The organism is Shewanella sp. 10N.286.45.A1 (genome assembly GCF_041470405.1).
Classification (GTDB): domain Bacteria; phylum Pseudomonadota; class Gammaproteobacteria; order Enterobacterales; family Shewanellaceae; genus Shewanella.
On the sequence record NZ_JBFRMK010000293.1, the window covers coordinates 1215 to 17484 of the forward strand.

Annotated in this window: 12 protein-coding genes and 1 riboswitch; of the genes, 1 reads left to right on the plus strand and 11 read right to left on the minus strand. The window is 44.8% G+C overall.

Annotated features, from left to right (window positions below; all coding sequences use genetic code 11):
- Positions 1 to 84: 84 nt before the first annotated feature.
- The 7 genes from thiH to AB4238_RS19375 form a co-directional block, all read right to left on the minus strand.
- Positions 85 to 1194, minus strand: coding sequence for a 2-iminoacetate synthase ThiH (thiH, locus tag AB4238_RS19345; protein ID WP_372034914.1), 1110 nt, complete (start codon positions 1192 to 1194; stop codon positions 85 to 87).
- Between the two features lie 36 nt (positions 1195 to 1230).
- Complete coding sequence (locus tag AB4238_RS19350; RefSeq protein ID WP_372034916.1) at positions 1231 to 1995, minus strand: thiazole synthase; 765 nt, start codon at positions 1993 to 1995, stop codon at positions 1231 to 1233.
- 2 nt (positions 1996 to 1997) lie between these two features.
- On the minus strand, positions 1998 to 2201 hold the full coding sequence (thiS, locus tag AB4238_RS19355) for a sulfur carrier protein ThiS (protein ID WP_372034918.1): 204 nt from the start codon (positions 2199 to 2201) through the stop codon (positions 1998 to 2000).
- 34 nt (positions 2202 to 2235) lie between these two features.
- On the minus strand, positions 2236 to 3054 hold the full coding sequence (locus AB4238_RS19360) for a ThiF family adenylyltransferase (RefSeq protein WP_372034920.1): 819 nt from the start codon (positions 3052 to 3054) through the stop codon (positions 2236 to 2238).
- Positions 3041 to 4639, minus strand: a complete 1599-nt coding sequence (gene thiE / locus AB4238_RS19365; protein ID WP_372034922.1) for a thiamine phosphate synthase — start codon at positions 4637 to 4639, stop codon at positions 3041 to 3043. The genes AB4238_RS19360 and thiE overlap by 14 nt, the downstream gene beginning before the upstream one ends.
- Before the next feature lie 2 nt (positions 4640 to 4641).
- Positions 4642 to 6654 (minus strand): phosphomethylpyrimidine synthase ThiC, encoded by a 2013-nt coding sequence (thiC, locus tag AB4238_RS19370; RefSeq protein WP_372034924.1) that lies wholly within the window; start codon positions 6652 to 6654, stop codon positions 4642 to 4644.
- A gap of 155 nt (positions 6655 to 6809) precedes the next feature.
- Positions 6810 to 6908: riboswitch (TPP riboswitch) on the minus strand.
- Positions 6909 to 7073: 165 nt separating this feature from the next.
- Positions 7074 to 8066: a hypothetical protein gene (locus AB4238_RS19375; RefSeq protein ID WP_372034926.1), complete on the minus strand. Its 993-nt coding sequence runs from the start codon at positions 8064 to 8066 to the stop codon at positions 7074 to 7076.
- A 355-nt stretch (positions 8067 to 8421) separates the two neighbouring features.
- Between AB4238_RS19375 and AB4238_RS19380 the strand changes: the two genes are divergently transcribed.
- Positions 8422 to 9111 (plus strand): hemolysin III family protein, encoded by a 690-nt coding sequence (locus tag AB4238_RS19380; RefSeq protein WP_372034927.1) that lies wholly within the window; start codon positions 8422 to 8424, stop codon positions 9109 to 9111.
- A 62-nt stretch (positions 9112 to 9173) separates the two neighbouring features.
- Here AB4238_RS19380 and AB4238_RS19385 read toward each other — a convergent pair whose 3' ends face one another.
- From AB4238_RS19385 to AB4238_RS19400, 4 genes are all read right to left on the minus strand, one after another.
- The gene (locus tag AB4238_RS19385) at positions 9174 to 9689 is read right to left on the minus strand and encodes a DTW domain-containing protein (RefSeq protein ID WP_372034929.1); all 516 of its coding nucleotides are present in this window, start codon (positions 9687 to 9689) and stop codon (positions 9174 to 9176) included.
- A 78-nt stretch (positions 9690 to 9767) separates the two neighbouring features.
- Positions 9768 to 12938, minus strand: coding sequence for an error-prone DNA polymerase (locus tag AB4238_RS19390; protein WP_372034931.1), 3171 nt, complete (start codon positions 12936 to 12938; stop codon positions 9768 to 9770).
- Positions 12938 to 14527, minus strand: coding sequence for a DNA polymerase Y family protein (locus AB4238_RS19395; protein ID WP_372034934.1), 1590 nt, complete (start codon positions 14525 to 14527; stop codon positions 12938 to 12940). Before AB4238_RS19395 ends, AB4238_RS19390 begins: the two co-directional genes overlap by 1 nt.
- A gap of 17 nt (positions 14528 to 14544) precedes the next feature.
- The gene (locus AB4238_RS19400; RefSeq protein WP_372034932.1) at positions 14545 to 16119 is read right to left on the minus strand and encodes a hypothetical protein; all 1575 of its coding nucleotides are present in this window, start codon (positions 16117 to 16119) and stop codon (positions 14545 to 14547) included.
- Positions 16120 to 16270 lie beyond the last annotated feature (151 nt).

The window sequence follows — 16270 nt, forward strand, 5'->3', positions numbered from 1 at the left end:
CGCATTGGTAAAGAAATGGTTGTTCCCTTTTTATCCGCTAACAATAATCTACACATTTATCTTAGGATCAGCTTTAGCTACCTTTTACTTCCAGCCCATCTCCCAGTCTTTCCACACTGGGTTTAAGCCTCGAACACTCATTGCTGTGGCGACTTCAATCGGGGTTCGCTCATCACTGATTTCAAACTGATCGAGCTGTGAGTTAGGTTCATCGTAACCACCAGGTTGTGTTGAACTACCAGCACTGACATTGGTTACCCCAAGTGCGAACAGATTATCACGCAGCGCAGGACTTTCGCGGGTAGACAAACTAATTTCAAGTTGTTGGTTAAATAACCTAAAAGCACAGATCATCTGTACCAAGCCTTTATCGGTCAACTCTACCTTAGGCGGCACACCGCCAGTACAAGGGCGTAAACGCGGTAATGAGATGCTATAACGACTGCGCCAAAAGTGCTTTTCTAAATAGGCTAAATGGTGACCCATTAGCAGTGCATCTAAGCGCCAATCATCAAGACCAAGTAAAACGCCTAAGCCAATCTTATCGACCCCAGCTCTAGCGACTCGCTCTGGGGACTCTAATCGATAACTAAAATCTTTCTTCTTGCCACGGGTGTGGTGCTCAGCATAAGTTACTGGATTATAGGTTTCTTGATAAAGCATAACCGCATCGAGCCCCTCTTCAATCAAAGATTGGTAATCGGTTTGCTCAAGCGGCTGTACCTCTATTGCAACATGACTAAACTGTTGTTTTACCAACGGCAACATCTGTTTAAAATAGTCCACGCCGACTTTGGTTTCATGCTCACCGGAGACTAATAGAATCGAGTCATAACCCATTTTCTTGACCACAGAGAGCTCTTTAAGTAACTCCTTTTCAGACAGAGTCTTACGCTTAATTTTATTACTCATGGTGAAGCCACAGTAGTCACACTCATTGGCACATAAGTTCGATAAATAGAGCGGAATATACATGCCAAGGCTCGCGCCAAATCGTTGTCTGGTAAGTGCTACAGAACGCTGCGCCATCTGTTCTAAATATGGTTCAGCGGCTGGCGAAAGCAGTGCCAATAAACTCGATAAATCGCCTTGTGGATTTTGCAGTGCCTGCTCTACCTCCTTTTCAGTCGTTGAATACAAAGAGATCTGTAATTCACTACGCGACAGCTTTTTAAACTCATCGACAAAACTCATGATGCTACCTTCTGGCTAGCTTGGGTGTGTAAGCGGTTAAACATTTAGAAAACCCGTTAATGGACTGGTATTATTTGCCTGCTTACTGACACTTCCTAACCCAGCAATAAATGCTGTTCGACCTGTGTCTACGGCCTGGGCAAAGCATCGCCCCATAGCAACGGGATCGGCACTGCTCGCAATCGCAGTGTTGACCAGTACCGCATCTGCGCCAAGTTCCATCGCGCTAGTCGCTTGCGATGGTGCGCCAATTCCAGCATCAATCACTACTGGCACTTGTGACTGCTCAATGATGATCTTTAAAAATGGCTCTGTCGCTAAACCTTGATTTGAGCCTATAGGGCTTCCTAGTGGCATCACTGCGGCGCAACCGACCTCTTCTAAGCGTCGACACAAGACGGGATCAGCGTGAACATAGGGCAGCACCACATAGCCCTGCTCACACAAAATCCGTGCAGCGGCCAATGTTTCGATAGGATCGGGCATCAGGTATTTTGGATCAGGATGGATCTCAAGTTTTATCCAATTAGTGCCCAGCATCTCTCGAGATAAATGCGCCGCAAACACAGCCTCTTTAACATTGCGAGCACCAGCTGTGTTTGGCAGTAACTTTACCCCACGCTGTTGTAGTGGCTTTAAAATATTATCGCTGCCCGTTTTAAGATCAAGCCGCTTAACCGCCAGTGTGACAAGCTCCGAACTTGAAGCGCTAATCGCCGCGAGCATCGTCTTTTCATCAGCAAATTTACCCGTGCCTGTAAACAGTCTAGAGCTAAACTCAGTATCACCAATTTTCAACATCACTAACCTCCAGCGACAACGGAAAAAACTTCTAGCGTGTCATCTTGCTGGCACATGATATGCGGCCATCGACTTCTAGGTACAACTTCAGAATTGAGTACTAAAGCCACACCATTTTCAGCGATTGTTTGACCCTGTAATACATCAGTTAAAGATGAGCCAGTAGCAATATTCATCACTTCATCATTTAAAAAAATGCTAATCATTTCTCATTTTCCTTATACTGTTTAGCAATCAACTTCAGAGTGAAACGCTGCAGACACTGCAGTTGGGATCGCGTAAAAGCGATGCTTGTCGCCACACAAACCTTGCACCATCAAAGCGGAATAATTTTCCGAGTAATTGAGAGCCGCTAGCGTTTGCTGTGTCCGCAACCTCATCTAATAACGGTCTAAGCTCAGCCTCTAGCAATAGGTTCAAGCTCATTAATGCCTGCATTGAGGCTAACGTGCCGACCATCGGACCTAACACGCCTATCGTTTGGCAGGTTTGACTCACACTCATATCGCTTGGATATAAACACTGATAACAACCCGATTCGGGAGCAATCTGTTGGTTAATACTCAATAGCTGCCCTTGAAAATTGGCTGCCGATGCTGACACTAAAGTGATCCCATGCTTTAAAGCTTGTTGATTAACTAGCTGCCTTACTGCAAAGTTGTCGCTGCAATCGAGTAATAGATCAAACTCCATATGCTTGCGACTAAACAGATCATCAGTATTGGCTGCACTTAGGTATTCGCAGTAGCTGTAGATCTCGCAATCTTCATAAGCACGCGTCAGCTTAGTGGCTGCAACCTGTGCTTTATTGGCGCCTAAATCCTCTTTGCAAAAGAGTAATTGTCTAGGAAGGTTCGATTGTTCAACTACATCGCCATCTACCAGTGTTATTTTGCCTATGCCTGCAGCTGCAAGGTAATGCGCCGCCAATGTGCCTAAGCCCCCAACACCAATAATCAATATATGGGATTGATTAAAAGTACTCTGGCCTTGCTCACCCACCTCAGGCAAAAGAATTTGCCGTGAGTAGCGCAAAAAGTCCTTATCAGAGAGCGTCATTATCAGCTCCCTCGGTCCACTGGTTGACTAAGGCTTGATAAGCTTTCTCTGGATCTGTTGCCTGCGTGACAGCACGCACGACGGCAATGTCATCCACACCCGTTAGCTTTACTTTAGTGAGCGTATCAGAGTCGATACCGCCAATCGCTACTATCGGCAGCTCGCCCTGCATCAAGTCAACATAGCGAGCTAATTTATCAAGCCCTTGGGGCGCTGATGGCATCTGCTTCGTCGTTGTCGGAAAAATATGCCCAAAAGCGATATAGGATGGTTTATGCTGCATCGCTAACAAGATCTCAAAGTAACTATGACTCGATAAACCCAGTGCGATGTTAGCTTCGCTTAGCTGCTGTAAGTTACTCACTACAAGGTCTTCTTGGCCGAGGTGAACACCATATGCCTGGTGCTTTATCGCTAGCTGCCAATGATCATTGATATATACATGAGCCTTATAATCTCGCCCTAAGGCAATAGCCTGCACTATTTTTTGTTCAAGTTGCGGATCGGTTGGATCCTTAACCCGCAGCTGAATGGTCTTCGCTCCCGCTTTAAGCAGTTGCAGCAACATATCAAGCTCAGCAACCACAGGGTAGACTCCCAATGGTGCGGTTACAGTCTTGAAAGCACCAACACTCCGTTTTTTAATACCACTAACGGTCTTTTTCTCACTAAGCTGCTCGATAAATGGATAAGCAGATAGCTCATTTGGCCAACGACAGCGTGCTAAGCAGCCCGGACCACGACCAGGCTGGTAGCTTCGAGCTAATCCTTGAGAAACATAAGCTTTAGCAACCACTACCGCGTCATTTAACACAAAGCCGTGAGCCATCACAGCAGCTATTGCCGATGACAATGTACAGCCGGTGCCATGATTATTTTCAGTCTTGACTCTGCCTGAAGTGAGCCAAAAAGCTTGCTCACTATGCATACTAGATACGCCAACGACTTGATGACAAACGAGCAAATCTTGAGAGTAGCTTTTATGCCAATTAGGGCCGATATCACCGCCTTTAGCCAATACTGATGTTTGTAGCTGCGCAGCTAACGTTTGAGCAGCCTGAACACTCTCCTCCGCTGTTAGCAACTGACGTCCAGCTAATGTAGCAAGCTCTGTGACATTAGGGGTGATTAATGTCAGCAACCCTTTAAGCGGCGTAAAGTCGAGCGTTTCTGCGCCGGTAAGTGCATCTCCGCAAGTCGCCACCATCACAGGGTCGAGAATCACTGGCACAACTAATCCACGTTCCTGCCAGTGCAATAGACTTTTTGTTAACCAGCCTGCCAGTAAATCGATCTGTTGTTGGCTCGCCAATAAACCGATTTTTATTGCCTTAGGCGCAAGATCTGCCGCCAACACATCAAGCTGTGCGATTAACATCTGTGGAGATACCGCTTCAACTGATGCGACAATGACAGAGCTTTGCGCTGTTACAGCAGTAATAGCACTGCAGCCATGCGCATCTAAATCATTAATCGTCGCCAAATCAGCTTGAATGCCTGCCCCGCCGCCACTATCAGATCCTGCAATCGTCCACACGATAGGACGATTGCAGTTTGGCACTGGGTTAGTATTAACCTGCGCCATATTTAATCCTCTAAAGCAGCTTCTTTATAGCTTTGTTCAACACCCGCTTCATGATAAAGCTCGGCACCTTTGGCTTTAAATTCGGCTGACATTTGCGCCATTCCACTATTAATATCACTATCAGATAGCCCAGCAGGAGTGGCTTGTTCACTGTATGCTTTATATTCAGCAGCAGACTTGACCTCTAAGCCGCTAGATTCCAACGCTTGCTTTTCTTGCGCTGCCGCATAATCTCGCACTTCTTGGGTTATTTTCATTGAACAGAACTTAGGGCCGCACATAGAACAGAAATGAGCCACTTTAGCTGACTCTTGTGGCAGAGACTCATCATGATAAGCACGCGCAGTATCGGGATCTAAACCGAGGTTATATTGATCTTCCCATCTAAATTCAAAGCGTGCCTTCGATAAAGCATTATCGCGTATTTGCGCGCTTGGATGACCTTTAGCCACATCGCCTGCGTGTGCTGCAATCTTATATGCAATTAAGCCCTGCTTAACATCTTCTTTATTGGGTAAGCCTAAATGCTCTTTTGGCGTCACATAACATAGCATTGCGCAGCCATACCAAGCGATCATCGCCGCACCAATCCCTGAAGTGAAGTGATCATAACCAGGCGCAATGTCTGTTGTTTGTGGGCCTAACGTATAGAACGGGGCTTCATCACACACATCGAGTTGCTTATCCATATTCTCTTTGATTAAATTCATTGGAATATGCCCTGGGCCTTCAATGATGGTTTGCACATCATATTGCCAAGCGACTTTTACCAATTCACCTAGCGTTTCCAGCTCAGAAAACTGCGCTTCATCGTTGGCGTCTGCAATCGAACCAGGGCGCATACCGTCACCGAGTGACAATGAGACATCATAAGCGGCACAGATCTCGCAGATCTCTTTAAAGTGCTCATAAAGAAAATTTTCTTTGTGGTGTGACAAACACCACTTAGCCATGATGGAACCACCACGAGACACGATGCCGGTAAGACGCTTTGCAGTCATTGGCACATAACGCAACAACACACCAGCATGGATAGTGAAGTAATCAACGCCCTGCTCGGCTTGTTCAATCAAGGTATCGCGGAATGTTTCCCAATTGAGATCCTCAGCAACCCCGTTCACTTTCTCGAGTGCTTGGTAAATAGGGACGGTACCAATAGGCACTGGTGAGTTACGAATGATCCACTCACGGGTCTCATGAATATAGCGGCCAGTAGACAAGTCCATTACCGTGTCAGCCCCCCAACGTGTTGACCACACGAGCTTTTCAACTTCCTCTTCGATAGATGACGTTACTGCTGAATTACCGATATTGGCGTTCACTTTAACCAAGAAGTTACGCCCAATAATCATAGGCTCAGCTTCTGGGTGGTTAATATTAAGTGGAATAATTGCACGACCACGGGCTATTTCGCTGCGAACAAACTCAGCGGTTATCGGTTCGCTGATTGAAGCGCCAAAGCTTTCTCCCTTGTCTTTTTGGGTCAAAATAGGATCGGTCACTTCCGCCATCGCCATATTTTCGCGAATGGCAATATACTCCATCTCTGGAGTGATGATGCCTTGACGGGCATAGTGTAATTGAGTCACTCGCTGACCTGCCTTTGCACGGCGAGGAGGCAGTAAAGACTCAAAACGCAGATGATCCAAGCCGTCGTCGGCTAGACGCTGCTGAGTAAAGCCTGAGCTAACAGCGCCCAATTGCTCGGTGTCATCTCTTTCAATGATCCAGCTATTACGGAATTTTTCCAAACCTTTACGCACATCAATATTGGCGTCTGGATCTGAATAAGCACCGGCGCAATCATAAACTTTAAGCGGCGGATTGGCTTCAAATTGAGGGTTACTTTCATCACCTCCAAGCAATGTGTCAGCTTGGTGGATTTGGCGCATAGCCACTTTTAGATCTGGGCGACTGCCTTGCAGATATACTTTTTCAGAATTAGGGTGTTGTAATGGTTTTAAGTTATCGATGAATTGTTGAGCCTGAGCTCGGGTTTCGCGGCGTTTAGACATTAGCAAACTCACTATAATAAAAATGAAGTTGCTTGCCAGGAGAGTTGAGAATGTAAAAGTTGAAAGCTCAAATTAAACCGCATTTTTATGCCAATTTAAGATGCACTTAACCACCGAAATATTACAGGTGACCATTTTAATATAGCCTTACTCATGTAAAAATTTCGCTTGTTTCCTTCGCAGGTTCTAGCCTGATCAGGTTCAACGGATCCCGAATAAACGGTCTCAGCCATATGGCACTCCGACAAGATGAGGCTGCAGTATAATCCTATCTCAGGTTAAGACACAAGTTAGTGTCCCTAATAAAACAATATTGATAGATGAACAAAAATTATAAACTAACCATTTGTAAATAAAGCAATTAAAAAAAAATATCGCTAAACAGCTATTTTACAGTGAAAAAATATCATATCAGATAATCACTTTTTTCGGTTAATCATCCGTTTTTCTAACCGTGCAGAGATAGCTGCATTGATCGCTTTTTTGACTTTATCGCCACCACAGTTGAATGGAAAGCCAATATTTTCAGCGTAGGGATTTATCTGAGTTGGCGTCTTTACAATCCGATAGCAGGTATCACCTTGACGCACGACTCGGTTAGGATCGAGTCGATGATCGTTAGTAGGAGTTTTGCTGTATTTATCCACTTCAGGAAACACCAACTCCTCCATATCACCATCCATTATGCTCAAAGAGTGAGGGCCTGTGTATGCGTTTGCTTTGTCGACAATAAGTGCATCTAACGCCGCATCATTCTGACGTTGTAAATATGACTGCGTGGCAGCCATGGCACTATAACGATTGTTTTTACTCGCTGTCTTTGCTGTTGTATCTATACTGCTTAGTTCATTCTTTTCTGTATTGCTAGTTACCGTTGTTTGGCGAGCATTAGCTGGTAAGCTTTCCGTTGATGTATCCGGCTTAGGTTTTTCATCTATTACTGCTGTTTTTTCGACAAGTACTTTTTCAACTGGTGTCGTTTTTACTATTGCTTCGTCATCAATAGGCTCTAACTGTGCTTTTTTAGGCGCAACATAAAGATAAGAGCTCACTTTTACTGGCGTTGGTTCAGGCAGGTGCAGCTCATGTTTAACCCAAAACTGGTTAATTATTGCGATAATTAGAACGTGCATAGCAATAACGACCAAAAGTAGAAAAATTGCATGGTAATGCGTAGAGGGCGGCGTAGGGTTTAACGGTTGTTTACAATCCTTAGTACTTTTGATTGCCGCTGTTATCTCTGCAACTTCATCTGTAACCTTATTGACATAAACAACCGCCAGTAACGGCTTACAGTCCGCCTTCACAAGATCTCTACTTGCGCAGATTGGCTCTATGTTGCTATAGCGTTGCTTAGACTTTGGCTCATTTAACGCTGGTCCATTAGCGCTAAACGCCGTAAAAGGTGGCATAACAGATCTCTTCAAAATTTAGTCCGATGATTTATTTTTTGTCCATAAAAAACTGCGAGATAAGTAACTTAACGGCTTACATTTGGAGGTTTAAAACATATGGATTTCAGACTCCCTTTAATTCAAACTAAAGCAACAATCCTTATTTTATAGCAGTTTATACCATTAGATACTGCTTTATTACAAAAGTTCAACATCTGATAAAAACCACTAAATACAGAGTAATTCGAATGAATATCAATGAGATAAGATACACAACCATTTAAGCGAACGCGTGTACGCTAAAATAATAGCTTTTATGATTAAAGCTGATAGACTGCAGATAATCGTGGTCTAACCAGAAGTCGTTTCCCCTATGCCAAGTCAAGAGTCTACCCTTCCCCCAAAAGCCAATATGGTCACTAACGCCAGTTATAGCGTTAAAGAGGAGCTTGCCAACAGTTTAAGCCATGGAGTGGGTGTAGTCGCTGGTGTCATAGGTTTGATCATGTGTATCATCAAAGGGTACGAGCATTTAACCTTAGTCCAAATGGTTGGGGTTATTGTTTATTGCGCCAGTATTATACTGCTTTTTCTTTGCTCAACGCTTTACCATAGTGCAACAGATATTGTTTTAAAACATAAGCTTAAAGTAGCAGATCATTGTGCGATCTACCTTCTGATTGCGGGTACCTATACGCCATTAATGCTGATCAGCTTAAACAGTGAAACCGGCAATGAGAATGCGGACTTAGTATTAATTGCAATCTGGTCATTGGCCGTTGGCGGTATTCTGTTTAAGACTTTATTTATCAACCGCTTCAAAGTATTCAGTTTGGTCTTGTATCTAGCGATGGGCTGGCTTTGCGTGACAGTAATGAAAGAGTTGATTGCAGGCATGTCGCCTTTAGGCTTTAACTTATTAATTATTGGTGGGCTGTTTTATAGCTTAGGGGTTATATTTTATGTCGCTAAACGCATTCCTTACAATCATGCCATATGGCACCTGTTTGTATTAGGCGGCGCGATAAGTCACTTTCTGTGCATCTATTTAACGGTGATATAGCTACGCTTCATTATGCCTATTCATATAAACAGCTTTTATCAAAATGATGATAAAGCTGTTTGCTAACCTTTTGCTTGAATCAATATTTTTTCAAACTCTAGCGCTAATACTTCAGCCTCTTGTGGCATATTGGCTTGCCTGAAGAGCGCTATTATACACTCAACAGTACAGAGCCCACCGTCAACTTGGTTGCGCCTTAAAGTAAATCGAGAGTCTTGAGCGCTCGGTAACGCATATTTCCTTGCTTCTTTTAAGTACGGACTTCGACGGATCATCTTACGCGCTTCTTGCCATGTAGCATCTAAGATGACCAAAGTACTCGGCATCGATTTACCAATACAGCTTTGAACGTTTTCTGTATAGGCAGCTTCAATTAAGTCCGCTTGTTCTGCTACGGTTTCATCAGGAAACAACAAAGCGCAATCTTCTGTTTTAAGAAGATTTAATAATGTTTCATCCGGTGCAGTTCTTGCCCAAACGATACGATGGCAATGTTCAGGATAAACATTAATGGCAAGCTGCCCGGTATTCGTTGGGCGGGTAACTTCTCGCTCGTGGGTTAACAGAATAATTTGCAACAGCTTTTCTCTTTTACAGTCGACTGGACCATTATATACGAGCGCTGCTAAATGAGTAGATCATTACCTTGGTTGTTGTTAATGAAAATCTCGTGACGGTATCACTAATTCATTCAACGCCGTAGAAATATCAACCAACTTGCCTGCAACTACATGGGTGACGCCTGACTTTCGTTCTAACACACCGGTCACCTTCATGATTTTAGCGACCAGGTACGCCTTTCTTTGCGCCCTTGCCGTTGCGCTCCAAACGATTAAGTTCACATTGCCAGTTTCATCTTCTAGGGTAATAAAGGTAACACCAGATGCCGTACCAGGCCGCTGCCGCCCTACCACCAGTCCTGCCACAGTAACCACTTGACCACTACGGCACTCATCTAATTGCTCTGCAGTTAAGCAGTGATGTAAGCAAGCTGTATCCCGTAATAAGCTCATGGGATGTTGGCCTAATGTCACGCCGGTATAGACGTAGTCAGCCTGCATAGACTCGGCAACACTTGGGCTGGGCAGAGTATGTTCTGTAACCTTGTTAGTTCCGCTAGGTGTGCACCCGACTTGATTATCAGCCCCTTTCTGAGGCAGCTCTTCTAACACATCATCAAATAGCGGTAAGCTTGGCTGACAAGCAGACAATTGCCAGCGTACTTGATGACGATGACCGGCAATATCATTGAACGCATCAGCACTGGCAAGAATTTCCAGTTCATGACGCGCAATACCCAAGTGATAAATTTGCTCTATGTGCGAAAAACCTTGCTCTGGTCGCTGCTCAATCAACTTCTCGATAGCTTGTCTGTTTAGACCTTTTACTAAACGAAAACCGAGACGGATAGCGGTACGGTTGCCTGCTATTGTCACCAATGTATGTTGCCACTGGCTCTTGTTCACGCACACTGCTAATACCACCACCCCATGACGTTGCACATCTTGGATCAGTTGCGAGGGGCTATAAAAACCCATAGGTTGGCTATTGAGTAGCGAGCAGCAAAATGCCGCCGGATGGTGAAACTTCAGATAAGCAGACACATAAGCCAGCAATGCAAAACTTGCTGAATGCGATTCTGGAAAGCCATACTCTCCAAATCCCCTTATTTGCCGGTAGATCTGTTTAGAAAATTCTGCCGAGTAACCTCGGCTCTGCATACCTTGCAATAATTTGGCTTCAAACTGCTGCAGCTCCCCTGAACGTTTCCAACTCGCCATCGCTCGCCGCAACTGATCGGCCTCACCGCCAGAAAATCCTGCAGCCACCATGGCGAGTTGAATGACTTGCTCTTGGAAAATAGGCACTCCCATGGTACGCGACAATACTGATTCAACCTCTTTACTGGGGTAAGTCACTTTTTCGATACCATCTCTACGCTTCAAATAAGGGTGCACCATATCCCCCTGAATAGGTCCAGGACGAACAATGGCTATTTGCACCACTAAATCATAATAACAATTGGGTTTAAGCCTAGGCAGCATTGAGGTTTGCGCTCTCGACTCAACTTGAAACACCCCAATACTATCGCCACGCTGTAGCATCTGATACACAGCTGCTTGCTCCCACTCGACTTGATCCATCGTAAAACAATGTTCGGGCGTGCTAATAAGTTCAAAACACTTACGAATGGCAGTGAGCATACCCAGTGCAAGTACATCAACTTTAAGCAAGCCTAAGCTCTCTAAATCATCTTTATCCCACTGAATAACAGTTCTATCAGCCATCGATGCATTTTCAACTGGCACTAACTCACTTAACGGGCCAGAGGAGATAATAAAGCCGCCAACGTGCTGTGACAGGTGTCTTGGAAAACCCAAAATGCTCTGCACTAATGGAAAAAGGTATTTCCCCATCCCTTCGCTAGGCACCAATGACTTTTCCTGCAGTTGCATCAACCAGTCAGTTTCAGTATCACGCCTATCGATACTATGCTGCATATGATCTAAATGTTGCTTGTCGATCCCCAGAGCCTTGCCCACATCAGCGAGCGCGCTCTTAAAGCGATAACTTATCACTGTCGCCGCTAGTGCTGCACGGTGCCGGCCATATTTTTGATAGATGTACTGGATGATCTCTTCGCGGCGTTCATGTTCAAAATCAACGTCTATATCGGGTGGCTCATTACGCTCTTTCGAGACAAAGCGCTCAAACAACATATTGACTTTAGTGGGATCAACCTCAGTGATCCCTAAGCAGTAACAGACAACTGAGTTTGCCGCCGAGCCTCGTCCTTGGTGCAAAATCTGTTGTGATTTCGCGTATTGAACAATGTCGTAGATGGTTAAAAAGAAGTACTCATATTGCATCTCTTTAATCAAAAGCAGCTCTTTGTTATATTGCGCAGTTACACTGGCTGGAACTTGATGATTAAAGCGGCGCAATGCACCTTTATACACCTCCTGGGCCAAGTATTCGCTTGCTGAGAGTTCACTCGGAACCACCTCACTTGGATACTCATACTTAAGCTCCTCCAAGCTAAAGTTACATCTTTTGGCAACCAATAAACTATTCTCAATCCATTCCTTTGGATAACGCTTATAGAGAGTAGCAGTCGGTTTTAGCGCGGTTTCAGCATTGGCCAGCAGCAACTCACCGGCTTGAGCCAGTTCAGTTCCATATCGAATACAAGTAAGAACATCCTGCAACCTCTGCCGCTGCTGGCAATGCATACGTACATTCCCCGCAGCCACACAAGGCATAGCCAGTTGCATCGCTATTTGTGTCCAAAGCTGGATTTTTAATGCCTCACCAGCCACCAAACTGCGCTCCATCAGCAAGTAACAACGCTGAGAGAAATGCAGCTGCAAAGACTGCCCCACCGCTAATACACTAGACTGATAAGCGGCAATTTGAGTCGAAAGCTCACCGAGATCGCTGCGGATAGACTTAAGCGAAGGCGGTTGCCATAGCAACATGATGCTATCTAAGCCCTGCAGCAATTCGCTGAGTTGCAATTGATATGCACCTTTTTCAGCGCGGCGACGGCTTAAAGTGATCAGTTCACTGATCTGTCCATAACCTTTGCGGTTAATCGCAAGTAATACAAATACGCCTTCAGCTAACCGAAACTCAGTGCCCACCAGCAGCTTTATTTGATGCTTTTTAGCAGCCTCATGCGCTTTGACTATCCCAGCAAATGAACACTCATCTGTAATGGCAATCGCTTGGTAACCAAGCTCAGCAGCTTGCTCAACCAACTCATGGGGGTGAGAGGCACCTCTAAGAAAAGTATAATTGGAGATAGCATGTAATTCGGCGTACATTAGCCAAACCAGCCATGTAAAAAGAAACGGTTCCCCTCTCTAAATACCCAACACAGTCCACCTTGATAATGGCTGGCGACATAGTAGTCACGACATATTTGCGGCTCTTGCCACCATAAGGTTTGTAATCTTTCAGGCCCTTTTAACAGTTCAATTTGTTCAATCGCGATCAACTCTGGCATTGTTAACAGCCAGCTTGGACGACACGCTCCAGCGCTTACAGCACTTGAGCTAGCAGTTGCTTCAGACGATACTTGTTGTCGCTTGCCTGCTATAGACTGATCTTTAGCAGTTTCTGACAGTTCAGTAGCCTTCCAGCTATCCTCTGGCAGGTGCGCATAACTAGCTTGTAACCCTTTGACTTTTTCTTTGCCAAGCCTTGCTTGCAACTGAGCCATTAACCGCAACGCTTTTTCTGACCTCTGCCCTTGCAGCTCTTTTGGTTGTCCAAACCAACTGTCGTGCGCAACGGCTATCGGCACAAATTTGTCGACATAAATAACTATTTCAACTACAGGCTGATACAGAGTAATGCGCTCAAGTTGCATACGACATAGACTCAATAAGCTGTCACTACGATGCTCTGAAAAAGGATACTGAATTATAATATCGAGCTGGCTTCGTTCGCTATCGCGATAGATAAGACTCAACTTAAGTTGTTGAATTGCTTTTTGACGTAACAGTAAGTAGCTTGCCATCTCTTTGAGCATTCTGCCCAAGGGAAAAACAATGCCCTGCATTAATTCAACCTCATACAGTAAGGTGAGCTTTTGTTGGTAGCTTTCTTCTGGCTCAAAATAGTTTAACGGTTGAGGTAAGCTGCCTGATATTCTAGCCAGTAACTGCAGCAATTTGACTCCGAAGCGCCTTCCAAGCTCTTTATCAGGTAAAGCAGACAGTGATGCAAAAGATTTAATACCAATATCGTGCAAACTTTGTTTTAAAAAAACTGACAGGGGTAATAAAGCAATTGGTAGTTGATTAAGCAATTGCAAAGTTTTATCGGAATTAAGATAGTCATTTGGGCTAAATGTTTCAGCAGTGAGCTTAGCTTGTTGATTGCCCATTGAAGCATCACACGCAAGCAGCTGCGCGGCTAAAGGAGTCTTGGCTAGCGCAAGTGAAACCTCTAAACCTAACGCTTTAGCGCGTTGATGGTACTGCTCAACAAGCTTATCAATACCATCAAAAATGAGTGCCATAGAGCTGACTTCCAGTAGCAGCGTATTGGGCACAAATTCATCGACATCAAGCTTAGTTCTCGGTGTTTTTTGCACCTCAACGTTTAATGAGCAGCGTAGCGGTACAACTCTGGCACTGAACTCATAGCTCCATTGACACAACCAGTCTGAAGCCTGTTGACTAATAGAAGCGTCAAATTCTACTAACATCGCCGACGGCATTAGACTTTGTGCAGTAGACAGGCTCATGCCCAATTTCACGCCAGCCTGCTCACTCTGACTATCAAGCGCAAGCACTTGTAGTGATTTCGGCTCATACAGCAATACTGCAGCGCTTTGCCCAAGCTCATTACGATAACAGAAATATTGCAATGCCCATTGTGGGTAATGGGCGGCCAGCCATAACATATCAATCAACGACCTCTTTAATGGATCTTGTGAGCAAGATTGCGTGCTGACGGTAACAAGCTATAAGAGGATTCAACCCATAAATCAACAGTGGAGCTAGCCGCTGTGCCTTCAAGTGTATCTTGTAAACAATCTCCAATCTTAGAAAACGAGGTAGCGGCAAGTTCGTCACCTTGTTGGAGGGAGCTCTGTGCACACTCACTAAAAGGGCTTTTAAGCGAATTTGTAGCTTGCAAGCTTAATCTACGTATAGGTTCAAGGGATAAAGCTAACGCTTCATCCAGTACCGAAGCTTGATAAACAGGTTGAAGATTAGCGCCGGTCTGCTCTTTAATCCTATTCTCAGAGCAATGTCTGCTAAGAATAGTATTTGTCCTGCTTATGGCTGTAGTTGTAGTTGTAGTTGTGGCTGTAGCTGTGGTTGTGGCTGCCGTCGTCAGCGTTGTTATGGCGATACTCGCACTAGTCACATTGATAAATGCATGCTGATAACTGGCTGTAATCGGTAACAGTGGCTGACTAAACTCCACACTATAATCGGCAAGCCCTTGTTCAATGCTCATCGATAACGTCTCAAAAGCTGCTTTATCGTGTGCATGAACAAGCTGCTCGCAGCTGTGCAACTCAATATCACAACTCTGTTCCTGTAAAGCATTTTGCATCGGGTAAGCATCAACTCCAAGTAGGCTTTCCTTAATATGTGGCGGTAGCAAGAGTAAACTAAACCTAGGGCTAGGCCAGCCTCCTCTGCGTTTAATAATATTGACCTCGCTCATACCTAAATGACTATTTAAAAATTGGGTTGACGCCGCTTGTTTAGGCACCAATTTTAACATAGGCGCAGCAACGCTTGAGTCTGCATGCTCATGATGAGCACTGTGGGGGGCAACGTTACTTCTAGCCGAAAAATGCTGTCGCTGCAGCGCTAAACGTAAAGTCACTGGATGTGACTGCTGTGCACAACGGGTTGGCAAATAGAGCATGCATAGCGACTCCCCCTTCTCTGCTGCTAGTTGTAAACGTCTCGCCTCAGTGGTCGACAAGTTGTCTAACCAAGCCAACACGAGTGGCACGCAACCACTAGAAAGCGCCTGTTCAATAGCCCACAGACGCTCTTTTCTCTCTTCGGTATCAATCCAAATTAAACGCGCTAATTCGAGTCCTTGCTGTAATAATGCTTGAGCAGAAGGAACATGAGGTGGCGCCACCAGCATAACCATGGCATCTTGCTGTTGTGTCGCAGTTGCTGTTGCTGTTGCTGTTGCTGATAAATCATAGCCAATAAGTTGACTGAGCAAAGGGAGTACCATACTCAGTTCACCTTGGCCGGCCCCTTCACACAGTACTTCACATACACCAACTTGCGGCCAGCCATTATCTGCAAGGTGTTCATCAAGAAGTGTGAAACCTGTTGAATAGCCCAACTGCTGCTGTTGCCACTGCTGTCCACGCCAAATATCTTGCCGCGCCAACAATTGATTCAATGAACTCGCATTATCATCAACAGTTTTTAGAAGCGGCTTACTGCCAACCTGCTCTGATGTCGCTATATCTTGCAGTATCGAATATGCCTTTGCACTTGAATGCCCCATCTCTACACCTTTTGTGATAATAAAAGCGTATTTATTTGAAGGGGTCACCTGCACATTTGACTGGGTTTATTCCAACACAACAAATACTGTATATGCATACAGTATAGTTATCTTCATTAAGATCGCAAGCATTGGTTTATACCAATCAGTA